The sequence below is a fragment of the Amycolatopsis sp. lyj-23 genome (genome assembly GCF_046549135.1).
In the GTDB taxonomy this organism is placed as follows: domain Bacteria; phylum Actinomycetota; class Actinomycetes; order Mycobacteriales; family Pseudonocardiaceae; genus Amycolatopsis.
Genome location: NZ_JAJPWN010000007.1, coordinates 281,046 through 304,262, shown reverse-complemented (window position 1 = coordinate 304,262; position 23,217 = coordinate 281,046). Strand labels below are relative to the sequence as shown.

Below are 23,217 nucleotides of genomic sequence, written 5' to 3'. Positions count from 1 at the left end.
CACCTGTTCGAGCGGCGTGCCCGCCGTGGCTTCTGTGATGGCCCGTGCCCGCGGCGGGACACGCCGGGTGTCGCTGCCACCTCGCTGAGAGCGCGGCACCGCCCGGGACGTGCCGCTCACCGCCGGCGGGCTTCGTCCAGACGCCGGGCTTCGGCCGCCTGCTCGAACGGCGTGTCGCCCGCCGGGTGGCGGTCGCCCAGTGCGGCGAACAGCGCCGCCACCTTGGCCGAGTCGTGGTGGTCGGCGAGGTCCGCCAGTGCCGGGTCGGTGTCCGCCAGCACCTGGCGGAACCGGAGCTCGGCCAGCGGGCCGAGCCGGTCGTAGATCTGGAGGAACACCTTCTGGGCCCGGTCGCGCGCCCAGCCGGCCGGCAGGAGCTCGGCGGGCAGGTCCGGGTCGGTCTCCGGGAAGCGGCGCCAGTCCACGCGCAGCTCGGTGCGGGTGCGCAACGCCTGCGCCGGGCTGATCAGGCCCGCGTCCAAGCCGGTCAGCACCTCTTCGTAGCGCTCGACGAACTGTTCGTACTCCCGGGCCAGCGGGTCGAGGTCGAAGGCCGTGGCCGCCGCGGCCGAACCGGGTACCTCGGTCGCGCGGAACACCGTCGCGCTGCCCAGGCCGAGCTCGCGCAGGGCGGCCAGGGCCGGCTCGGCGAGGTCGTGCGGGCTGACCCAGACGCCGTCGTAGAGCGCGGCGAACCGCAGGACCCGCAGCCGCGACCGCAGCGCCGTGCGCAGTCCGCGGTCCTGCTCCGGCACCGAGAAGGTCACCACCGTCCACTGCCCGTCCCAGTCCGGGGCGGTCGTGCCGAAGGTCAGCATCCGGTGGGTCCGCTCGATGATCACCTCCGACGTCCGGGCCGGGATGCCGTACGCCGTGGTCCGGCCGCTGCGCGAGACGGTCAGCAAGCCGCGGCCGGCGAGCCGTCGGATCGCCGCCCGGGCGCTCGCCGGGCTGATGTCGAACTCGCCGAGCAGCTCGACCAGCGCGGCCGAGGGGATGTGCTCGTCGCGCCAGTACCAGAAGTCGCCGAGCAGCGAGGTGAGCAGCAGCTGCGGCTCGGCTCCCTGCCGGTCGCGGGGCAGCGGGCCCGTCGTCATCGCGCTCCTGCCTCTTCCGGGGTCGGTTCCGGCGGGCGGTCCGCCGCGGAGGTCCATGGTGGCAGTTCCGTCCGGCCGCTCGAACCGAGGGGTTGAATCACGCGACACATCATGCGACGATCGGCGCCCAGATAGCAACCAATCGTTCTCCCAGGTTTCCTCGCCGCTCCTCCCGGGCGGCCTCCGCAGGAAGAAAACGACATGGGTTCCTCACTTCGTCAATGGCGTCGAAGCGCGCTCGCCGTGGCCGCCACGGGCCTCGCCCTGGCCGGGTGCACGGTCGACGACGGGGCGGCCTCCGCCCCCTCCGCCGCCGCCCTCACCGCCGTCCCGGCGCTGCACGACCAGCTGCCGCAGGCGGTCAAGGACGCCGGCGTCCTCCGGTTCGCCGGGGACTCGCACCCGCCGTACCGCACGGTCGGCCCGGACGGCAAGACGGTCACCGGCATCGACCACGACTTCCAGCAGGCGCTCGGCCAGCTACTGGGCGTGCGCACGGAAACCACCATCGTCAGCGGGCTCCCGGCCGCGCTGCAGGGCATGCTGAGCGGCCGCTACGACGCCTTCAACGGCCCGGTCAAGGCCACCGCGGAACGCGAGAAGCAGTTCGACACCGTCACGTGGATGACCACCCGCACGTCCTACGTGGTCCCGGAAGGGGCCGCCGCCGGCCTCAAGCAGGCCGCCGACCTGTGCGGGAAACGCGTCGCGGTGGTCACGGCCAGTGTCGTCGAAGAGCAGCTCGCGAAGCTGTCCGCTTACTGTGAGCGCTCACAGAAGCCGGCCGTGCAGGTGGTCGGGCTCGACGACACGAACGCCACGCTGCTGGCCGCGAAGTCCGGCCGGGCCGAGGCCGCCGGGATGACCCAGGCCGCCGCGATCGACGTCACGACCCAGCAGAAGGGCCAGTACCAATACGTGACGCAGACCGAGGAACAGGGCGCCACGAAGGACAACCTCGCGTTGTACACGCCGAAGGCCGCGAAGCTCGGGCCGGTGCTGCAGAAGGCGTTCGAGGAGCTGTTCCGCAACGGCACCTACACCCGGATCATGCACCAGTGGGGCCTGGCCGACGTGACCGTCCCGCAGCCGGTGTTCGACGCGGCGTCCGCGAAATGACCGCGGTGTCCACTGTGGAGGAGACGCCGTCGGCCACGGACGACGTCGCCGGGGCCCGCGGCCGCTTCCGGCCGCTGCGCTGGCTGTTCGTGCTGCTGCTGGCCGTGCTGACCGCCCAGCTCGTCGTCTTCCTCGTCGGCAACTCCCGGTTCCAGTGGGACGTCGTCGCGAAGTACCTGTTCGAGAAGAGCGTCCTGGCGGGCCTCGGCACCACCGTGCTGCTCGCGGTGGCGGCGATGGTGCTCGGGTCGCTGGCCGGTGGCGTGGTCGCGGCGATGCAGCTGAGCGGGTTCGCGCCCGCCCGGTGGGTGGCCACGCTGTGGGTGGGCCTGTTCCGCGGCATCCCGCCGCTGGTGCAGCTGATCTTCTGGTTCAACCTCGCCTATCTGCTGCCGAAGCTTTCGCTCGGCATCCCCTTCGGCCCGGTCTTCGGGACGTGGGACGCCAACACCGTCATCACGCCGCTGACGGCCGCGGTGCTCGGGCTGTCGCTGGTCGAATCGGCCTACCTGGCGGAGATCTTCCGCGCCGGGGTCGTGTCGGTCGACCCCGGCCAGCGCGACGCCGCCCGCGCGATGGGCTACCCACCGGGCCAGACGCTGCTGCGGATCGTGCTGCCGCAGGCCATGCGCGTGATCATCCCGCCCGCGGGCAGCCAGTTCATCAACGTGCTGAAGGGGACCGCGCTCGTGTCGGTCATCGCCATGTCCGACCTGCTGCACTCGGTGCAGGTCATCTACAACCGCACCTACGAGATCGTGCCGATGCTGCTGGTCGCCTGCTTCTGGTACCTCGTCGTGGTCACCGCGCTCACCGCCGGGCAGCGCCGGCTGGAACGGCACTTCTCCCGCGGCCACCGGAGTGCCCGATGAGCGCGCCGGTCCTGCGCCTGGACGGCGTCCGCAAGCAGTTCGGGCCGGTGGCGGCGCTCGCGGGGGTCAGCCTCGACGTGCACGAAGGCGAGACGGTCGTGGTGATCGGGCCGTCGGGGTCCGGCAAGTCGACGCTCGTGCGCTGCGCCCACCAGCTCGAACCGCTCGACGGCGGCGCGATGTACCTCGACGGCGAACTCCTGGGGCACCGGCGCACACCCGGCGGCCTGCGCGCGCTGACCGAGCGGAAGATCGCGGCCCAGCGGCGCCGGATGAGCATGGTGTTCCAGCAGTTCAACCTGTTCCCGCAGTTCACCGTGCTGCGCAACGTCACCGACGCGGCCGTCCGCGTCCACGGCCGCGATCGGTCCGCCGTGGAGCAGGAGGCCCGGGAGCTGCTGGCGCGCATCGGACTGGCCGGGCGCGAGGACCACTACCCGCGGCAGCTCTCCGGCGGGCAGCAGCAGCGGGTCGCCATCGCGCGGGCCGTGCTCGTGCGGCCGCGGATCATGCTGTTCGACGAACCCACCAGCGCCCTCGACCCGGAGCTGGTCGACGAGGTGCTGGCGGTGCTCCGGGACCTCGCCGCGGCGGGGACCACGATGGTCGTCGTCACGCACGAGATGGCCTTCGCCCGCGAGGCGGCCGACCGGTGCGTGTTCATGGAGGCGGGCCGGATCGTCGAGGAGGGCCCGCCGGACGAGCTGTTCGCCCGGCCCCGGACCGACCGGCTGCGGGCCTTCCTGTCCCGTCATCTGTCCGAAAAGGAGGGCGTTTCGTGATCACCGTCGGCGCCGTCGGCGACCTCATCCTGGACGAGCCCGAGCCGGAGTCCTTCCTCGCCCCGGCCGCGCCGGTGCTGCGCGGGCTGGACCTCGCGATCGGGCACGTCGAAGTCCCGCACTCGACGACGACGGTCCAGCGCAGCACCGACGTCCCGGCACCACCGGCCGACCCGGCCGCGCTGAAAGCGGTGGCCGACGCCGGGTTCGCCGCCGTCACGCTGGCCGGCAACCACATCTGCGACGCCGGCGACGAAGGCCTGGCCGACACGATCGCGCACGCCCGCGCCGCCGGCCTGGCGACCGCCGGCGCCGGGCCGGACCTGGCGCACGCGCGGCGCCCGGCCATCGTCGAACGCGGTGGCCTGCGCATCGGCGTGCTGTCCTACAACTGCGTCGGCCCGCGCGACTCGTGGGCCACTTCCCGCAAGCCCGGCTGCGCGTACGTCCACGTCCTCACCCACTACGAGCTGGACCACGCGAGCCCGGGCGGGCCGCCGAAGATCTACACCTTCGCCGACCCGGACAGCCTGGAGGCGATGGCCGAGGACGTGCGCCGGCTGCGAGCCGAGGCCGACGTCGTGCTCGTTTCGCTGCACAAGGGCGTCGGGCACACGCCGGTGGTCGTCGCGATGTACGAGGGCCCGGTGGCGCGCGCGGCGGTCGACGCCGGCGCCGACGCCGTGTTCTCCCACCACCCGCACATCATGCGCGGCATCGAAGTCCACCGGGGACGGCCGATCTTCCACGGCCTCGGCAACTTCGCCACGGTCACCCACGCACTGACCCCGGGGGCGGGCGTCGGCGCGGACGAGCTGCGCGCGTGGGCCGAGCGGCGGACGAAGCTGTACGGCTTCGCGCCCGACCCGGACATGCCGTTCTTCCCGTTCCACCCCGAAAGCCGCAACACCGCCATCGCCTTCTGCCGCTTCGACGAGTCCGGGCTGCGCGAAGCCGGGTTCGTCCCGTGCTGGATCGACGACCGCGGCCGTCCGGTGCCGGTCGGCGGCACCGGACGCGGCGAAGCCGTCACGAACTACGTCGAGCACATCACCCGCGGGGCCCGGCTCAACGGCCGGTTCACCACCCGTGGCCGCGAAGTGCTCGTCGATCTCACCGAGGGGGTTCCCGCATGACCGACCAGCCACTGGCCGGCCGCACCGTCATCGACCTGACCACCGCGCTCGCCGGGCCGTACGCGACCCTGTTGCTCGCCGGGCTCGGCGCGACCGTGATCAAGGTCGAAAACCCCGCCACGGGCGGGGATTCCTCACGCAACAACGCCCCCTACGTCGGCCGGGACGGGCTGAACCTCGCCCGGCGGCACGACGACGACCTCTCGGTGTCGATGCTGCTGCGCGGTCGCAACAAGCTCAGCGTCACCCTCGACCTGAAGAACCCGCGCTCGCACGCGGTGTTCACCGATCTCGTCCGCGACGCCGACGTGCTGGTCGAGAACTACAGCCCGGGCGTCACCGAGCGGCTCGGCATCTCCTACGACCGGGTCCGGGAGCTCAACCCGCGGCTCGTCTACACCTCGATCAGCGGCTTCGGTGCCCAGGGCGGGCCGGGCTCCGGCAAGGCGATGGACTCGATCATCCAGGCGCTGAGCGGCGTGATGATGACCGCGGGCGAGCCCGACGAGGGCCCGGTCCGCTTCGGGCTGCCGATCGGCGACCTGCTCGCCCCGCTGTTCGCCGTGGTCGGCACGGTGTCCGCGCTGCTGCAGGCCGAGCACACCGGCGAGGGCCAGCACGTGGACGTGTCGATGCTCGGGGCGCTGACCTCGCTGGTCGCGTGCGAGCCGTTCGACGCCTTCGAAGCGGTCGGCCTGCCGCAGCGCACCGGCTCGATGGTGCCGCGGCTGGCGCCGTTCGGGATCCTGCCCGCCGCCGACGGGTACGTCGCGCTCTGCGCGCCGACCGACGCCTTCGCCCACGGCGTGCTCCGGGCCATCGGCCGTCCGGAACTGGCCGAAGACGACCGCTACCGCACGCGCGATCAGCGGGTCCGCGCCGCCGACGAGCTGCACGGGCTCATCCGCGAGTGGTGCCGGGAGCGGCCCTTGGCCGAGATCCTCGCCGCGTTCACCGCCGAAGGCGTGCCCGCGGCCGAGGTCCGCGAGCCCCGCGAGGCCGTCCGCGACCCGCTGGTGCTGGCGCGCGAGGAGGTCGTGCCGCTGCGGCACCCGCGCCACGGCGAGGTGGCCGACCTGGCCGGGACCGGGGTGCCGATCCGGTTCTCCGCCGCCCGCGTCGCCCTCGACCGCCCGGCGCCCGGGCTGGGGGAGCACAACGAGCACGTCTACCGCGAGCTGCTCGGCTACACCGAACAGCAGCTCGCGGAGCTCGTCGCGGAGGCGGTGATTTGAGCGCGCCGGTCGTCGGGTACGTCGGCGCGGACGTCCCGGTCGAGCTGATCACCGCGGCGGGCCTGCGGCCCCTGCGGCTGGCCGGGAAGCCGCGGGAAGACAGCACCGCGGGTGACCGCTACCTCGGCCGCGGTGTCGACCCGGCCGCCCGGTCGATCCTGACGCGGATCCTCGCCGGGGACTACGGGCCGCTCGAAGCCATCGTGGTTTCCCGCGACTGCGAAGCGTCGTTGCGGCTGTTCTACGCGCTGCGCGAGCTGCACCGGGTCGAGCCGGAGCTGGGGTTGCCGCCGGTGCGGCTGGTGGACGTCCTGCACCTGCCGCACCACACGACCACCCGGTACGTCCACGCGAAGCTCGCCCAGCTGCGGGAGTGGCTGGGGCGGTGGCGGCCCATCGGCGACGGCGACCTCGCCGCGGCGATCACCGCGCACGACGACCTGCGGCGCTCGCTCGCGCGGCTCGCCGTGCTGCGCCGGGCGAACCGGCTGAGCGGCACCCGGTTCCTGGAGGTCGTCGCCGCGACCACCACGCTGCCGGTCGGCGAAGCCACGACGCTCGTCGACCGGCTGCTCACCGAAGAGCGGCCCGAAGTGGCCGGGACGCGGCTGTTCCTCACCGGGAGTTCCCACGACTCGCCGGAGGTGTACGAGACGTTGGAGCGCAACGGCTTTCTCGTCGTCGGCGAGGACCACGACTGGGGCGAGCTGTTGTTCGCCCGCACCTGCGCGGCGCCGACGGAGCTCGCGCTGGCCGAGCGTTACCAGCACAATGGGCCGTCCGCGCCCCGCGCGTCCATCCGGCAGCGTGCGGCGCACACCGCCGCGGCCGCCCGCGGCTGTGGCGCCGAAGTCCTGTTGTCCTACGCCCGCGTCCACGACGACGCCCCGCCGTGGGACTTCCCCGAGCAGCGGGCCGCGACCGGGCTGCCGGCGGTGCTGGCCGAGCGCCAGCCGTACGGCGAGCTGACCGCCGAGGCGCTGGCGGCGCTGGTCCCGGCGGGAGCCGCGGCATGACCGCCCCGCTGGCTTCGGCGACCACCGCGACCGCCTACCAGCGCGAGTGGTTCGCCGCGATCCGCACGACCGGGGGGCCGCTCGCGCTGGTCAACGCGGACGCGCCGCAGGAGATCTTCCGCGCGATGGACATCCCGTACGTCGTCAACCAGTGGTGGGCGTCGATCGTGGCGGCGAAACGCCAGACCCAGCGCTACCTGGGTCTGCTGCGCGAGCGGGGCTACCCGGACTACGTCGAGCAGTACAGCGCGACGTCGCTGGCGTCGGCGTTCGAAGACGATCCCGGGCAGGCGCCGTGGGGCGGGCTGCCGAAGCCGTCGATCGTGCTCGGCGAGACCACCGGCGACGCGGCCCGCAAGATCTTCGACGTCTGGGACGCCCAGCCCGGCGTCACCTACTACCCGCTGGAGAGCGCGGCGGAGAACGAGGTCCCCGAGCGGTGGTGGGAGCTGATGCCGCGCCGCTGGGAGGAGGCCATCGGGAGCGACCGGCTCGACCTGCTGACCGGGGAGCTGACCGGGCTGATCCGGTTCCTCGAGCAGACCACCGGCCGGGTGTTCTCCGAGACGCGGTTCCGCGAGGTGCTGGACCTGGTCAACGAGCAGCAGGAGTGGAACCGCCGCACCCGCGACCTGATCGCCGCCGCCCGGCCGTGCCCGATCGCCGTCACCGACGGGATCCCGAGCGTCATGGTGCCGCAGTGGCACCGCGGGACCGAGTGGGCGCGGGACGCCGCGCGGGCCTTCCACGACGAGGTGCGCGACCGGGTCGACGCCGGTTTCGCGGTGTGCCCGGACGAGCGGCTGCGGCTGATGTGGGTCGGCCGCGGGCTCTGGTTCGACCTCGACTTCTACCGCCGGTTCCAGGAATCGCACGGCGCGGTGTTCGTGTGGTCGATGTACCTCGCGATCGCCGCGGACGGCTACCTGCGCTACGGCGACGACCCGCTGCGCGCGCTGGCCGCCCGCTTCGCCGCGTTCGGCGACCAGCTCTACACCCCGCCGTGGTCGGCCGAGTGGTACGTCAAGGAGGCCCGGCACCACGGCGTCGACGGCGTCGTCCACCTCGTCTCCGACGACGCGCGCGGCAGCTACTTCACCACCCGGGCCCTGCGTGCCGCCGGGATCCCGGTGCTGGAACTGCACGCGGACAACGTCGACGCCCGCACCGGCGACGGCCTGACCGCGCGGATGACCGAATGGCTCGATTCCTTGACCTGACCGTCCGGAAAGGACTCCTGTGCGATCTTCACTTCGCCGAAGAAGCCGAAGTGCGATCCTCGCGACCGCCGCCCTCGGGCTGACCGGCTGCACGGTGGGCGCCGGCGCGCCACCGCTGGCCACCGGGACGAACCTGCCGGTGGTGCAGTCCCTGCACGACGCGCTGCCGCAGGCGATCAAGGACGCCGGGGTGCTCCGGTTCGCCGGCGACTCCCACCCGCCCTACCGCACGGTCGCCGCCGACGGGACGGTCACCGGCATCGACGCCGACTTCCAGGCCGCGATCGGGCAGGTGCTCGGCGTCCGGACGCAGACCGTCGTCGTCGCCGGCCTCCCGGCCGCCCTGCAGGGCATGCTGAGCGGCCGCTACGACGCGTTCAACGGCCCGGTCAAGGCGACGGCCGAGCGCGAGCGGCAGTTCGACACGATCACCTGGATGACGACCCGCACGGCCTACCTGTTCCCCGTCGAGTCGACGGCCGGGATCACCCGGACCGAGGACCTCTGCGGCAAACGCGTCGCGGTGGTGGCCGCCAGCGTCGTCGAGGACCAGCTGAACAAGCTTTCCCGCTTCTGCACGGAGAACAAGCGCCCGGCGACGCAGACCATCGGGGTCGACGACACCGACGCCACGCTGCTGGCCACCCGCTCGGGCCGGGCGGACGCCGCGGGCATGACCGAGGCCGCGGCGATCGACGTCACCCAGCGGCAGGGCGGGACCAAGTACGTCACCCAGACCGAAGCGCAGGGGGCGACGAAGGACAACCTCGCGTTGTACGTGCCCAAGGCGTCGAAACTGGGCCCGGTCCTGCAGGCGGTGTCCGAAGAGCTGTTCCGCGACGGCACCTACGTGAACATCATGTCCCGCTGGGGGCCTCAACCAGGTTTCGGTACCGGCGCCGGTCTTCGACGCGGCCACGCGCGGCTGATGCGGTCAACCGTCCAGAAAGGACATCCCATGGGAAAACCGTTCCTGAAACCGGCTCTCGTCGCCGTGGCGACGGCCTTGGTCGCGGTGACGGCGGCCGTCGTCCCCGTTCCGTCCGAAGTGGACGCCGCGGCTCCGGCCGCGCCGCCCGCGCCGCCCGCGCCGCCCGCGTCTACGGTGTTCCACCCCGTGGTCCGCGAAGCCGCCGCCAAGACGGGGCAGTACGCCGCCGAGTACACCGTCTACCGGCCCGCGGACCTGGACGCCGTGCACGGCCGCCTGCCGGTCGTGGTGTTCGGCAACGGTGCCTGCCGGCACATCAGCAACGACGAGCTGCTGACCCTCGAAACGCTGCTCGCCGCGCACGGGTTCGTCGTCGTGGCCGTCGGCGGGTTCGACGAGCCCGCGCTGACCGAGAACGGCAGCCCGCAACCGAAGGTGATCACCGACGCGATCACCTGGGCCGAGCGGGAGAACGACCGCCGGGGGAGTGCGCTGCGGAACAAGCTCGACCCGCGGCGGATCGGCGTCGCCGGCCACTCGTGCGGAGGTCTCGAAGCGCTCGTCGCCGGCGCGGACCCGCGGGTGAAGTCGGTGCTGTCGCTCGACAGCGGCTTCTTCGCCGACGGCACGCTCGGCTACGGCCGGGAGAACCTGCGGAACCTGCACACGCCCGTGCTCTTCGCCGACGGCGGCCCGAACGACGTCGCCTACGACAACAGCGGGGAGAACTACGACCTCGTCACGGTGCCCGCGGTCCGCGCGACCAACGCGGCCGCGGGCCACACCGGCTTCGTCTACGGCCAGCGGGACGGCAACCCCGACCCGAGCGTCCGCGAGGAAGCCGTCCGGGTGCTGGTCGCCTGGTTCGACTTCACGCTCAACGGCAACCGCACCGCGCGTGGCTACTTCCTCGGCACCGGCTGCGGCCTCTGCGCCACCCCCGGCTGGACCGTCACCAGCAAGAACTTCTGACAGGAGCGTTTCATGGGGAGCAGGATCACCCTTCTGGCCGCGGTCGCGGTGCTCGCCGCCGCGTTTCCGGCGACCGCCCGCGCGGCGGACGCCGGGACGGCGTGCCCGGACCCGGTCGCGACCGCGCGGTGCACCGGCGGTCAGCTGGCCGACGGCACGCCGTACACCTTCGCCAAGCCGGGCCGGTGGAACGGCGCCGTGCTGGTCGACCTGGACTTCGCCGCGGGCGGCCTGGCGAGCCCGCTCACGGCGAGCCTGCTGGAGCGGGGTTACGCGGTGGGCGGGACCACGCGCACGATCAGCAGCTGGAACATCGCGCGGGCCATCGACAACCAGGCCGAAGCGCTCGGCCGCTTCGAAAGCGCGTTCGGCCGGGCCCGGTACGCGATCGCCGAAGGCCGTTCGATGGGCGGGATGGTCGCCGCCGGCGTCGCGCAGGTGTACCCGGGCCGGTTCGCCGCGGCGATCCCGATGTGCGGCGGCCTCGGCGGCGCGGTGGGGCAGTGGAACCAGAAGCTCGACACGGTGTTCACGCTGAAGACGCTGCTGTTCCGCGACTCGGCCCTGCCGGTGACCGGCATCCCCGCCGACGTCCCGGGTACGCAGCAGCAGTGGCTGTCGGCGGTGGCGTCGGCCCAGGGGACGCCGGCGGGCCGGGCGCGCATCGCGCTGGCGGCGGCGATCGGCCAGCTGCCGGGCTGGGGCCTGGCCCCGGACGGCTCGCCGACCCCGGTGCCGGACGGCCGCGACACCGACGGCGTCGAGCACGGCATGTTCCTCGCGCTGGCGGGCGGGCCGCTGCCGTACCTCGGGCAGGCGGCCAGCAGCCGCCGGACGATCGAGCAGCTGGCGGGCGGCAACCCGTCGTGGAACACGGGCGTGGACTACGCGCGGCAGTTCGCGTCGGCCGCACCGGAGCAGCGGAACGCCGTCCGGCGGCTGTACGAGCGCGCGGGGCTCGACCTGCGCGCGGACTTCGGCCGGCTGGCCGCGGCACCCCGCGTCTCCGCCGACCCGGCCGCGGTCCGCTACCTGGAGCGCGGCATCGTCTTCACCGGCGACCTGCGGATCCCGGTGCTGACGGTCAACGGCACCGGCGACCAGATCTCGACGGTCGCGCAGCAGCAGTCGTACGGCGCACTGGTGCGCCGGGCGGGCAACGAGTCGTTGCTCCGGCAGACGTACGTCCGGACGGCGGGCCACTGCACGTACACGACGGGCGAACAGCAGGCGGCGGTGGACAGCATGCTGACTCGCCTGCAGACCGGCCACTGGCCGGACACGGCACCTCGGACGATGAACACGCTGTCCGCGGCGGTGGACGGCGTGGCGGGACGGTACCTGAGCTACGTCCCGCCGCACTTCAACCGGATGTACCCGGCCGCGCACTGAGCCCGGCGTGTCTGGAGGGGCATCACGCGTGTCTGGACGGGCATCACGCGTGATTGAGGGGGCATCACGGGTGGTCAGCGGGTCTTGCTGTCCCAGATGACCACCGGCGGGGCGTCCGGGTAGTTCGTGTCGTGGGCGATGACCCGGTCCACCTTCGGGTTGTGGCGGAGGATCGGGAACTCGTCCATGTCGAACACGTTGTTGGGGCGGCGGGAGCTCAGCTCGTCGCCCCGGCCGGGCCAGCCGCTGGACTTGCCCGGGGTGTTCGGCAGGGCGATGTGGACGTCGCCTTCCGCGTTGTGGGCCAGTGCCTTCGACGCGTCCTTCCACACCTTCTCGCCGTTCGGGTGGTTGTCGGAGAACTTCGGCATCTCGATGTCGTTGTCCTTCAACAGGCCTTCGAGGGTGTTGCCGCCGTTCTTCTTCGCCAGGTCGATCGCCGGGTTCTCGATCGAGCCGTGGTACTTCGAGTCCGAGATCTTGGCGCCGGTGACCGGGTCGACCTGCGCGTCCTTGATGTGGCCGCCCGACCAGAACCACGACTTGTCCTTGCCCGGCGCCATCATCTCGTCCCACTTCTTCGAGAACTTGGCGTACTGCTCGTCGGTCAGGTTGTGCGGGCGGATCTTGCCGTCCGGGTCGCGGAACTCCGCCAGGCCGTCCGGCTTCTTCGCCCCCGGTGGGAGCTTGCCCGCGTCGCCGCCGCCCGCCGGGTTGTCCGGCGCCTTCGGGCCGCCCGTCTTGCCGCACGGGCTCTGCACCAGGCCGAGCGGGTCGCCCTGCAGGTGCGGCTGCTCGACGTAGGCCACCGGGTCGGGTGCCGCGGCCAGGCCGAGCGGGTCCTGGCTCAGGTACCGGCCCGTCCGCGGGTCGTAGTAGCGGTAGACGTTGTAGTGCAGCCCGGTTTCGGCGTCGCGGTACTGGCCGGGGAAGGCCAGCGGCATCGGCGCGGTGCCGGACGTCGACGGCAGCAGCTCGCCCCAGAAGCTCGTGCGCGCCTGCCACTCGAGCGTGCCGTCCGCGCCGAGCAGTTCGGTCGGCGTGCCGGCCGGGGACGTCACCACCGTGTGGAACCGGACCTCGGACCCGCGCTGCTCGACCTGGACCACCGGACGGCCGTCGGCGGGGTGCCGCTCCCAGGTGAGCACGCGCGAGGACCCGTCGCCGGTGACCTCGATCTCCTCGACGAGCTCGGCGCCGCTCCAGACGAACCACGTCTCGGCGGTCTGCCGCGGCGCGCCGTCGTCGCCGAGTTCCCAGCGCCGCTTGGCGAACCGGCGGCCGAGCGGGTCGTAGAGGTAAGTCCAGAACGACTCGTCCGGGGCGATCACCGCCACGAGCCGGTCCAGCTCGTCCCAGACGAACCGCCACTCCCGCTCCCCGGCGGGAGTGGTGTGCACGCGGCTGGTCACCCGGCCCTGCGGGTCGGCGCCGTACCGCGTCCCCGCCGGTGGCGTGAGGCGGCCCGCCGCGTCGTAGCTGAAGCGTTCGACGCCGTCGGGCGCGTGCACCTGGTCGACCCGGCCCGCCGGGTCGAACCCGAACCGGACCGGCCGCGGGTCGTCGATCGCGGCGAGCCTGCCGTCCGGTGTGTAGGAGTAGCGCCGCCGGCCCAGGCCGGCGATCGCCTGCTCGCCGAGCCGGTCGGCGGCGTCGAAGACCTGGCGCAGGACCTCCGAGCCGTCGACCGAACGAGCGGTCTCGCGGCCGGCTTCGTCGTACTCGAAGGCGATCTCGTGGCCCGCGACGCGAAGCGACACCGGGAGTTCGCCCTCGTACCGCCACTCACTGTCCACACCGGACAGCGTGGTGCGGTGGACACCCGCGGCGTCGTAGGTCCACCGCACGCCGACGCCGTTGACGGTCTCCTCGCGCACCCGCCCGCGCTCGTCCCGCACGATCTGGAGGACCGACTCGTTGTTGACGGCGTACTCGAGCTGCCCCAGCTCGTCGTAGGCGTACCCGGTGACCCCGGTCGCCGTCCGCCGTTCGACGACGTTCCCGAGCGCGTCGTAGCCGTACTCGGTGACTTCGCCGAGGCCGTTGGTCATCCGCCGGAGCTGGCCGGCCTCGTCGTAGGCGTAGCTCAGCCGGCGGCCGTCGAAGTCGGTCTCCTCGACCAGCCGGCCGGCCGGGTCGTAGGTGTAGCGCCAGGTCTCGCCGCGCGGGTTGGTGACGGCGACCAGCCTCAGCTCGGCGTCGTAGCGGTACGCCGTGCGCGCACCGGCCGCGTCGACCTCCTCGATCGGCAGGCCGAACGGGCCGTACGTGCGGCGAGTCGTCCGGCCGGCGGCGTCGCGGTGCTCGACGACGCGGCCTTCGCCGTCGTGGCGCCAGCTTTCCCGCTCGCCGTGCGGGCCGGTCCGCCAGGAGCGCCGCCCTTCGGCCGTCCAGCCCAGCCGGGCCGCGCCGCCGGACGCCGTGTGCACCAGGCGGGGCCGCCCGAACGGATCGCGGTCGCCCGGCCGCGTCGCCGCCGTGACCACCGGTTCCTCGCCGAGGGCGTCCGCCGGACCGTCGACGCGCAGGCGGGTGGACACCCCCGGGAGGGCGGCGTACGGGTCGGACGCGGCGGTGACGACCCGCGCGTCACCGGCGCGCAGCTCCACTTCACCGGTCGCGGTGGGCGCCAGCCGCACCACCGAGCCGTCCGGCCGCGTCACCGTCGTCAGCACGCCGTTTTCGTAGCCGTAGAAGGTGATCCGGCCCAGCTCGTCGGCCTGCGACAGCAGGTCGTCGTAGCGGGTCCAGGAGTACCGGCGCGTGTGCCCGAGCGGGTCGGTCCGCTCGACGAGCTGGCCGGCTTCGTTCATCCGGTACGTCCAGGTGTGGCCGAGCGCGTCGGTGTGCCGGGTGGTCCGGGTCCCGGTGTCGTAGGCGAACGTGCCGTTGAGGTAGCGCTCGGCGCCGACGCTGCGGACGCAGCGGCCCTCGGCGTCGTAGACGTACCGGTACCAGGTGCCGGTGCGGTCCTGCCAGCCGACGATCCGGTCGTCGACGTCGTAGTCGAGGGTGACCGGGCGGCCGGCGAACCCGGCGACCTGGGTCAGCTGGCCGAGCCGGTTGTAGCCGTACCGGACGACCGGCGCGCCGCCGGGCACGCCGAGCGCGGTGACCCGCCCGCCGCCGGATTCGACGCTGATCTCGGTGCCGTCGTCCCGGCGCAGCAGCCGCGGGGCGCCGCTTCCGGCGTACTCGACCGTGGTGCGGGAGCCGCCCTGTTCGATGACCGTCAGCGGCCGCACGCGGCCCGGGCCGTCGGCGAACACCAGCTCGCGGGCGCCCGTCGACAGCCGGTAGCCCTCGGCGGTCCGGCGCAGCGGGTGGCGCGGGCCTTCCAGCGGCAGCACGGGCCGGTCGCCGTCCGGCTGCGGGTACACCAGGACCATGCCGTCTTCGGCGAAGAACCGCAGGTGCTCGCGGTCGACCTCCAGCCGCTGGTCCAATGTGGACGCCCAGGAGCGGCCGAACCAGCGGCCGGCGCGGTAGGCCGACAGGTGTGTGCGGGACAGTTCCAGCTCGCCCGCGTCGCCGGGCAGGGTCAGGTCGACCTGCTTCAGCACGACCTCGCCGGTGGCCACGTCCACCGGGTCGGAGACGCAGACCTTCTTCTCGTCCGGCACCGCGCGTTCGCGCGGGCCGTCCCCCCTCGGGTCGCCCTTCGGCTTGCCGCCGCCGTCGGCGCCGCCCTTCGGCGTGCCACCGGACGGGGTGTCGCCCTTCGGCGGTGGCGGGGTGTCGGCGGGCGGGTCGCTCTTCGGCGGCGGGTCCGTCTTGGGTGGGGGATCGGCCTTGGGCGGCGGATCCGCCTTCGCGCCCGCCGCGCTGGTGCTGTCGTCGCCCTTCGGCGGCGGATCGGTCTTGGGTGGGGGGTCCGTCTTCGGCGGGGGATCGGTCTTGGCCGGGGGCGCGTCCGGACCGCCCTTGCCCTTCGGACCGCCGATGTCCTTCGGGCCGCTCTTGATGTCGGCGTGCTTCGGCGGCGGCGCGGTCTTGCCCGGCTTGATCTTCCGCAACGCCTTCGCCGCGTCCCCGAACAGGTCCCCGGCCCGCTTCAACAGCGGGATCAGCGCCTTCAACGCCGTGACCAGCCGCTTGACCAGATCGGCGATCTTGGACGCCGTCTTCGCCACCGCGCCGATCACCTGCGGCACCACCCAGGTCATGCCGATGCCGAGGGTGAAGACGACCTGCAGCGCCCAGCTGATCAGGTGCCCGACGAGCTCGGCGATGATGTCGCGCACCAGCGCCCGCACCGCGGCGACGACCTCACCGGCGGTCTTCACCCCGCTGGAAGCGCCTTCACACCCTTTCTGCGCGGTCTCCAGCAGCGTCACGGTGTCCTGCGCCCGCTGCCGGTAGGTGTCCGCGGCGGTGCCGGTCCACGTGGAGACGTCGGTCTTGACCATTCCGGTGAGGTCTTCGCCGACGCTGCCCAGTTCGGTGGCGATGTTCTTCCACGTCTCCGACTGCGCCGCGATCTCGTCGGCATTGCCCGTCAAGCCGTTCAGGGCTTCCTTCAACGGCCCGACGTGCTCGATCAGCCACCCGACCCCGGCGGCGAGGATCGCGCCGAAGGGGTCCATCGCCATCGACAGGGCGTCCAGGGCCGTGCCGACCGCACCCATCGCGACCGACGCCCAGTCGCCGCTCTCGATGGCCGACTTGAGGTCGTTCGCCGACTCCAGCAGTGAGATGCCCGAGTACGCCTTCGTGGAGTCCTTGGTCTCCGCCACCAACGGGTTCGCCATTGATTGACCTTCTTTTCACCGAAAGTTCAGGCAAAGCTAGCAGCGCCGGTTGCCCGTGCAGGCAAGCCGCGATGCGGCTGCCCGAAAATTCCCCGATCGGTGCCCGGGGCGGGCAACGGCCCCCGCGTGGAGGTGATCACCACCGAAGGGGGCGGACGAGTGGGCGGTTCGCACCTCTCGTCCGGCCGGGGTGCGCTCCTAGAGTCACTCGCGACCAGCAGCCACCGACCGGAAGAGGCGCCATGGACGGGCTGATGCAGCCGCGGCCGCTCACCCTCGCCCACATCCTGGAGCGGGCCGAGCGGCTCTACGCGCACAAGGAAGTCACGGGCAACGGCGAGCGGCTCACCTACGCCGAGGTGGCCACCGGGACGCGGCGCCTCGCCACGGCACTGGACGCCCTCGGCGTCCCGCCCGGCGCCCGGGTCGCGACCTTCGCGAGCAACCACCGGCGCCACCTCGAGCTGTACCTGGCCGTCCCGGTCACCAAGCGGGTCCTGCACCCGATCAACATCCGGCTGACGGCGGAGCACCTCGAGTACATCGTCGAGCACGCCGAGGACGACGTGGTGTTCGTCGACCGCGCGCTGCTCCCGCGGATCTGGCCGAGCGCCGACCGCCTGCCGCGGGTGCGGCACTGGGTGGTGCTGCCCGACGACAGCGGCGAGCCGATCCCGGCGGATCCCCGCGTCCGGCACTACGACGACCTGGTCGCCGCGGCCGAGCCGTTCGCGGGTTCGTTCGAGGACACCTTCACGCTCGCGGACGAGCACCTCGCGTCCGGGCTCTGCTACACCTCGGGGACGACCGGGCCGCCCAAGGGCGTGCTCTACAGCCACCGGTCGACGGTCCTGCACTGCCTGGGGACGCTCGCCGCGGGCCTCGTCGGCCTCTGCGAAAGCGACGTGGTGCTGCCGATCGTGCCGATGTTCCACGCCAACGCCTGGGGCCTGCCCTACGGCGCGATGATGACGGGCGCGTCCCTGGTGCTGCCCGGTCCGTCCGCGGACCCGGACCACCTGCTGCGGCTGATGGCCGCCGAACGCGTCACGGTCGCCGGGGCCGTCCCGACGGTGTGGACGAGCATGGCGCCCGGGCTCGGCGACCACGACCTGAGCGCCACCCGGTTCCTGCTCGGCGGCGGGTCGGCCGTCCCGCCGGCGTTGTCGGAGACCTACCGCGCGGCGATCGGTGTGCCCATCACGCACTCCTGGGGGATGACGGAGGTCAGCCCGGTCGGGGCCATCGGCGGCACGCGCACCCAGCACCAGGACACCTCCGAGGCGGCGCAGGTGGCCGTCCGGGCCGCGCAGGGCCAGCCGCTGCCCCTGGTCAACGTGCGGATCGTCGACGTCGAGACCGGCCGGGAGCTGCCGCGGGACGGCGACGCGGTCGGCGAGCTGCAGGTCGCCGGCCCCTGGGTGGCCGGCGGCTACTACCGGGTGGGCGCCGACGGCAGCTTCACCGCCGACGGCTGGCTGCGCACCGGCGACCTGGCCACCATCGACGCCGACGGCTACCTGCGGCTGGTCGACCGGATGAAAGACCTGATCAAGTCCGGCGGCGAGTGGATCTCCTCGGTCGAGCTGGAGGGCGCCATCGTGGCCCACCCCGACGTCCTCGAAGCGGCGGTGATCGCGCGCCCGGACCCGCGGTGGATGGAGCGCCCGGTGGCGTACGTGGTGCTGCGCGAGGGCCGCGAAACCACGGCCGAGGAGCTCCTGGCGCACCTCACGCCGAGGGTCGCGAAGTGGTGGCTGCCCGACGAAATCGTCTTCGTCACGGCCTTGCCGAAGACGGGCACCGGCAAGATCTCCAAGACCGCCCTGCGCGACTCCGTGCGGGTCGGCTGACCCTCAGGATGTGCTCGCCCGCAGCCGGTGCAGCCGGAGCCCCAGCTGCAGTTCGAGGTCGTCGTCCCGGCGCCAGTCGCCGCCGAGGACCGAGCCGGCCCGGTCGAGCCGCTTGAGCAGCGTGTTGACGTGCAGGTGCAGCGCACGGGCGGTCGCGGCGACGTTGGCGCGGTGGACGTAGTACGCGCCGAGCGTGCCGACCAGGTCGGTGCCCCGCCGCCGGTCGTACTCCAGCAGCGGGCCGATCGAGCCGGCCAGGAACCGGTCGAGCTCGCCGGCCCGCTCGGAGTCGAACACCATGGCGTACAAGGCGTACTGCCGCGTGGTCGCGCCCCCGTCGGTGTGCCCGAGCGCGCGCAGCACCGCCCCGCAGCGCCCGGCCAGGGCGAACGCGCGTGCCCAGTCGTGGCCCGCCGCGCGTTCCCCGACGACGACCACCGGGGCGCCCAGCGCGCGCCGGAGTCGCGTGTGGACTTCCGCCACGGTCGCCTCGGCGTCGGCGCCGGGCAGGATCGTCGTGGCCCGGCCCAGGTGCTCGCCGGCCAGCCCGGCGCGCTCGCGGGCGATGTCGTGCAGGTGCCGCGCGAGGTCGCCCGGCGCGATCGCGGGGGAGTCCGCGACCAGCACCAGGTCCAGGCGGTCGACGTCGATGTTGCGGGCCCGGGCGCGGGCGCGCTGGGCCGGGCCGATCCCGGGACTGCCGACCATGAGCTCGGTCAGCAGCTCCCCGCTCAGCCGCTCGCCGGCTTCCGCGACGGCCTGCTCCTTGAGGATGAGCAGCCCGAGGATGTGCGTCGCGCGCTCGAGGGTTCGCAGGTCCGTGTCGTCGCCGGTGCCCGACGGCCGGGTCCACACCAGTGCGCCGAGGTAGCTGTCGCCCGCCTGGACGGCCGCGACGCTGCGGTCCGTCCCGCCGGGTCCGGCCGACGTCGTGCAGCGGCCGGTGCGGCGGGCGTCCGCGACCGCGCCGGCCAGGTCCGTCCCCAGTGGACTCCCGGTCCGGTCGACGAGCGTGACCTGACCGCCCAGCTGCTCGGCGAGGTGCTGCGCGACGTCGCCCGGGGTCCCGCCGCCCAGCACGACGCCGGTCAGGGCCTCGTGGATCGCCTGCGCCCGCTCGATCTTCCCGTACGCGACCCGCAGTTCCCGCAACGCCGTCCGGCTGGCTTCGTAGAGCCGGGCGTTGTCGAGGGCGACCGCGGCGTGATCGGCGAACGCGTTGAGCAGTGCGATCTCCTCCGCCTGGAAGGACCGCGCGGAGCGGTCCGCGGCGAACAGCGCGCCGACCGCTTCGCCGCGGATCACCAGCGGCACCCCGAGCAGCGCCACCAGGTCCTCGGTGACGACCAGGCGGTCGAAGTTCGGGTCGTGCTGGATGAGCGTCGACGTGGCGTAGTCGCGCACCCAGTGCGGGCTCTTGGTGGCCAGCACCTTGCCGCCTAGCCCCACGGTGGCCGGGATGGTCGCGGCGAGGAACTCCGCGGAGATCGTGCCCTCCGACGCGCGGGCCGACAGCCGCCCGTCCGGGCCGACCAGCGAGAGGTAGGTGAAGTCCGTGCCGATCAGGTCGTGGGCGTGGTGGACGATCGACTGCAGCACCTCGTCGAGCTCGCCGAGAGCGGTGAGCGACTTGACGGTGGCGTACAACGACGCCAGTTCGCGCTGCCGGCGCGGTTCGGCCGTACTGCTCACGGGGGTCGTCCTCCTCGGGCACCGGGTGGGCGAAAGACCCACCGCCGCGGCGGGAGGAGTGGGTGGTCCACACCTCAGGTCGCAGGTTAGCGCCGCCCTACCATCACCGCCAGCACCTGCTGACCTCATCGACGAAGGCGGCACCCATGGCCATTCCGCTCACCCAGCCCGAGGGGCAGTCCGGCACCGGCGTGCCCGCGACCCCGCGCCGGGCCTTCCGCAAACTACTGGCGGCCGGGCTCATCGGCAGCTCGATCGAGTGGTACGACTTCTTCCTCTACGGCACCGCGGCCGCGCTGGTGTTCCCCAAGGTGTTCTTCCCGCACGCCTCGGCGCTGACCGGGACGCTGCTGGCCTTCAGCACGTTCTGGGCCGGGTTCGTGGCGCGCCCGGTCGGCGGCGTGCTGGCCGGGCACCTCGGGGACAAATACGGGCGCAAGCCGGTGGTCGTCGCCTGCCTGGCGCTGATGGGGGCCGCGACCTTCCTGATCGGCTGCCTGCCCAGCGCGGCCAGCGTCGGCGCCCTCGCCCCGACGCTGCTGGTCGTCCTGCGGTTCGTCCAGGGCCTCGCGGCCGGCGGGCAGTGGGGCGGCATCGTGCTGCTGCTGACCGAATCCGCCAGTCCCAAGCGGCGCGGGTTCGCCGGGACCTTCGGGCAGACCAGCGTGCCGGTGGCCGTGGTCCTGTCCAACCTGATCTTCGTGGCGGCCAGCGGCCTGATGCCCGACGCCGCCTTCCTGAGCTGGGGCTGGCGCATCCCGTTCCTGCTCAGCGTCGTGATGTTCGGGGTGGTGCTCTACATCCAGGCCAAGGTCGAGGACACGCCGGAGTTCCGGCAGCTGCAGGAACGGGTGGCGCACCAGGACGGCCCGGTGGTCCGGGCGCCTCTGGCGCAGGTGCTGCGCAGCAAGTGGGGGACCATCCTGCTCGGCTGCGGGCTGCTTTCGGCCACCAACAGCCTGTTCTACGTCAGCATTTCCGGCCTGCTGAGCTACGGCACCGGCACCCTCAAGCTCCAGCGCGACTCGCTGCTCGCGGTCGTGCTGCTCAGCTCCGCGGCGATGCTCGCGACCATTCCGTGGTCCGGCCACCTCTCGGACAAGGTGGGCCGTCGTCCGCTGATCCTCATCGGCGGTCTGGGCGTCGCCGTCTGGGCGTTCCCGTACTTCGGGCTGGTCGGCACCGCCTCGCTGCCGCTGATCTTTGTCGCGGTCGCGGTGGGGTTCGTGTTCCAGTGCCTCACCTACGGCCCGATCGCGAGCTTCCTCGGCGAGCTCTTCGCGCCCGACGTCCGCTACTCGGGTGCGTCGCTGGCCTACCAGCTGTCCGCGATCGTCGTCAGCGGCGGGACGCCGTTCCTGATGACCGCGCTGATCGCCGGGACCGGCAGCACCTGGCCGGTCGCGGTCTACATCACGCTGATGGGGCTGATCACCTTCGCCAGCGCGTGGTTCCTGCCCGAGACCAACCCCGCCGAGGTCCGGGCCGACCCGGACGCCGTCCCGGGGGCGCACCTGCACGGAACGGAGTCGCGATGAGGAAGACCGTCGTGTGGGCCGCCGTGGTGCTGGCGGCGAGTGTCCCGCAAGCCGCCGCCGCGTCGCCCGCCGGTCCGGAGTGCGCCGGGCTGGCCGGGCTCCGGATTCCCGCGTCGGCGTTGAGCCTGCCGACGTCCGGCGGGGTCGTCACGGCGGCTTCTCCCGTGCCCGGTGACTACTGCCGCGTCGACGCCGACCTCTTCCCGGTCGACCCGGCCGCGCCCGCCATCAAGCTGCGGGTCGCCCTGCCCCGCGCGTGGAACCACAAGGCGCTGATGTTCGGCGGCGGCGGGTACGACGGGACCATCCCGGACGTGACGGCGAACGTGCCGTTCGGTCCCGCCGACCGGCCGGCCCCGCTCGCCCGCGGGTACGCGACCTTCGCGAGCGACTCCGGCCACCAGCAGAACCCGGCGCGGCCGCCGTCGCTGGACGGGTCGTTCGGCGTGAACGACGAGGCTCTGAAGAACTTCGCCGCCGGGGACGCCCTGAAGAAGACGCGGGACGCGAGCCTGTTCCTGATCCGGCACGCGTACGCGGCGACGCCGACCGAAGTGTTCTTCGCCGGCGGCTCGACCGGCGGCCGGGAGGCCCTCGTCGTCGCCCAGCGGTGGCCGTCCGCGTTCGACGGCGTGATTTCCGCCTACCCGGCCTGGAACAACCTGGCCGAGATCCTCGACCTGGGCTATCTGACGCAGGTCCTGTCCCGGCCGGGCGCGTTCCCCGATCCGGCGAAGCAGACGCTGCTCTACGACAGCGTCATCAAGGCGTGCGACGGCCTGGACGGGGTCACCGACAAAGTCGTTTCGAACCCGGCAGCGTGCCGGTTCGACCCCCGCGTGCTGCGCTGCCCGGGCGGGACCGACACGGGCCCGGCGTGCCTGTCGGACGCGCAGATCAGGGCCGTGACGACGATGTCGTCCCCGTTCCGGTGGCCCTACCGGATCGCCAGCGGCGAAACCCGGTACCCGGGCTTCCCGTTCCTGTCCGGGGCGGACATGCGGACGCCGTTCCTCGGCTTCGGCACCACCGCACCGGCCGATCCCATGCCCGTGACCAGCGGCTACGGGATGCAGTACTGGGACCAGTGGGTCAAGTACTTCCTGACCCGGGACCCGGGCCACTCCGCGCTGGACGTCGACCCGCGGCACCCCGGCCGGTGGCTCGCCCGGATCAGCGCCCTGTCCTCGATCCAGGACCGCAACGACGCGGACCTGCGTCCGTTCGCCCGCGCCGGCGGCAAGCTGATCCTGCTCCACGGCGCCGCGGACGAGCTGGTCTCCCCGTACTCGACGAGCGACTACTACGAGCGGGTCCGCGCGGTGGCCGGGCCGCGGGCGACCGATGCCTTCCTGCGCTACTACGTCGTGCCGGGCGCCAACCACGCCAACTTCGGGACGCCGGCGTTCGCGGCCGGGTGGGACTCGCTGTCGGCGCTCGAGCGGTGGGTCGGCACCGGCCGGGCGCCGGTGCACCCGGTCGTCACCGACCTGGCCCACCAGCGGACCCGGCCGCTGTGCGCCTACCCGGAGTGGCCCCGCTACCGCGGGGGTGACCCGGACAGCGCGGCGAGCTTCGGCTGCGTGCGGTGAGAAGGGTGTCCCGCCGGCG

At 73.1% G+C, this 23,217-nt stretch carries 15 protein-coding genes; 12 read left to right on the top strand and 3 right to left on the bottom strand.

What is annotated here, in order from left to right:
- Window positions 1–116: 116 nt before the first annotated feature.
- Window positions 117–1,097 (bottom strand): PaaX family transcriptional regulator C-terminal domain-containing protein, encoded by a 981-nt coding sequence (locus ACLJPY_RS19535; protein WP_410590316.1) that lies wholly within the window; start codon window positions 1,095–1,097, stop codon window positions 117–119.
- Window positions 1,098–1,298: 201 nt separating this feature from the next.
- Here ACLJPY_RS19535 and ACLJPY_RS19530 point away from each other — a divergent pair, with 201 nt between their 5' ends.
- The 9 genes from ACLJPY_RS19530 to ACLJPY_RS19490 are packed head-to-tail and all read left to right on the top strand — an operon-like array spanning window position 1,299 to window position 11,772.
- Window positions 1,299–2,216: a transporter substrate-binding domain-containing protein gene (locus ACLJPY_RS19530; protein WP_410590315.1), complete on the top strand. Its 918-nt coding sequence runs from the start codon at window positions 1,299–1,301 to the stop codon at window positions 2,214–2,216.
- Window positions 2,213–3,088: an amino acid ABC transporter permease gene (locus ACLJPY_RS19525; RefSeq protein ID WP_410590313.1), complete on the top strand. Its 876-nt coding sequence runs from the start codon at window positions 2,213–2,215 to the stop codon at window positions 3,086–3,088. The genes ACLJPY_RS19530 and ACLJPY_RS19525 overlap by 4 nt, the downstream gene beginning before the upstream one ends.
- Entirely contained in the window at window positions 3,085–3,870 is a 786-nt protein-coding gene (locus tag ACLJPY_RS19520; RefSeq protein ID WP_410590312.1) for an amino acid ABC transporter ATP-binding protein, read from the top strand. The genes ACLJPY_RS19525 and ACLJPY_RS19520 overlap by 4 nt, the downstream gene beginning before the upstream one ends.
- Window positions 3,867–5,006 carry a CapA family protein gene (locus ACLJPY_RS19515; protein ID WP_410590311.1) on the top strand — a complete coding sequence of 380 codons (1,140 nt, stop codon included), beginning with the start codon at window positions 3,867–3,869 and terminating at the stop codon, window positions 5,004–5,006. The genes ACLJPY_RS19520 and ACLJPY_RS19515 overlap by 4 nt, the downstream gene beginning before the upstream one ends.
- Entirely contained in the window at window positions 5,003–6,241 is a 1,239-nt protein-coding gene (locus tag ACLJPY_RS19510) for a CaiB/BaiF CoA transferase family protein (protein WP_410590309.1), read from the top strand. Before ACLJPY_RS19515 ends, ACLJPY_RS19510 begins: the two co-directional genes overlap by 4 nt.
- A complete protein-coding gene (locus tag ACLJPY_RS19505; RefSeq protein ID WP_410590307.1) occupies window positions 6,238–7,257 on the top strand; it encodes a 2-hydroxyacyl-CoA dehydratase in 1,020 nt (339 codons plus the stop codon). The genes ACLJPY_RS19510 and ACLJPY_RS19505 overlap by 4 nt, the downstream gene beginning before the upstream one ends.
- Entirely contained in the window at window positions 7,254–8,477 is a 1,224-nt protein-coding gene (locus ACLJPY_RS19500) for a 2-hydroxyacyl-CoA dehydratase (protein ID WP_410590306.1), read from the top strand. Before ACLJPY_RS19505 ends, ACLJPY_RS19500 begins: the two co-directional genes overlap by 4 nt.
- A gap of 19 nt (window positions 8,478–8,496) precedes the next feature.
- A complete protein-coding gene (locus tag ACLJPY_RS19495; RefSeq protein WP_410590304.1) occupies window positions 8,497–10,380 on the top strand; it encodes a transporter substrate-binding domain-containing protein in 1,884 nt (627 codons plus the stop codon).
- Window positions 10,381–10,392: 12 nt separating this feature from the next.
- Window positions 10,393–11,772 carry a hypothetical protein gene (locus tag ACLJPY_RS19490; RefSeq protein ID WP_410590302.1) on the top strand — a complete coding sequence of 460 codons (1,380 nt, stop codon included), beginning with the start codon at window positions 10,393–10,395 and terminating at the stop codon, window positions 11,770–11,772.
- Between the two features lie 74 nt (window positions 11,773–11,846).
- Here the strand turns inward: ACLJPY_RS19490 and ACLJPY_RS19485 are convergent, their stop codons facing one another.
- Entirely contained in the window at window positions 11,847–16,523 is a 4,677-nt protein-coding gene (locus ACLJPY_RS19485; protein WP_410590300.1) for a DUF6531 domain-containing protein, read from the bottom strand.
- Between the two features lie 242 nt (window positions 16,524–16,765).
- Here ACLJPY_RS19485 and ACLJPY_RS19480 point away from each other — a divergent pair, with 242 nt between their 5' ends.
- Entirely contained in the window at window positions 16,766–18,376 is a 1,611-nt protein-coding gene (locus ACLJPY_RS19480) for a long-chain fatty acid--CoA ligase (RefSeq protein ID WP_410590298.1), read from the top strand.
- 3 nt (window positions 18,377–18,379) lie between these two features.
- On the opposite strand, the gene ACLJPY_RS19475 is transcribed toward ACLJPY_RS19480, so the two are convergent.
- Window positions 18,380–20,068, bottom strand: a complete 1,689-nt coding sequence (locus ACLJPY_RS19475; protein WP_410590297.1) for a helix-turn-helix domain-containing protein — start codon at window positions 20,066–20,068, stop codon at window positions 18,380–18,382.
- Between the two features lie 146 nt (window positions 20,069–20,214).
- Between ACLJPY_RS19475 and ACLJPY_RS19470 the strand changes: the two genes are divergently transcribed.
- Together ACLJPY_RS19470 and ACLJPY_RS19465 are read left to right on the top strand one after the other, a co-directional pair.
- Window positions 20,215–21,606 (top strand): MFS transporter, encoded by a 1,392-nt coding sequence (locus ACLJPY_RS19470; protein WP_410590295.1) that lies wholly within the window; start codon window positions 20,215–20,217, stop codon window positions 21,604–21,606.
- Window positions 21,603–23,198 carry a tannase/feruloyl esterase family alpha/beta hydrolase gene (locus tag ACLJPY_RS19465; RefSeq protein ID WP_410590293.1) on the top strand — a complete coding sequence of 532 codons (1,596 nt, stop codon included), beginning with the start codon at window positions 21,603–21,605 and terminating at the stop codon, window positions 23,196–23,198. The genes ACLJPY_RS19470 and ACLJPY_RS19465 overlap by 4 nt, the downstream gene beginning before the upstream one ends.
- The last annotated feature ends 19 nt before the right edge of the window (window positions 23,199–23,217 follow it).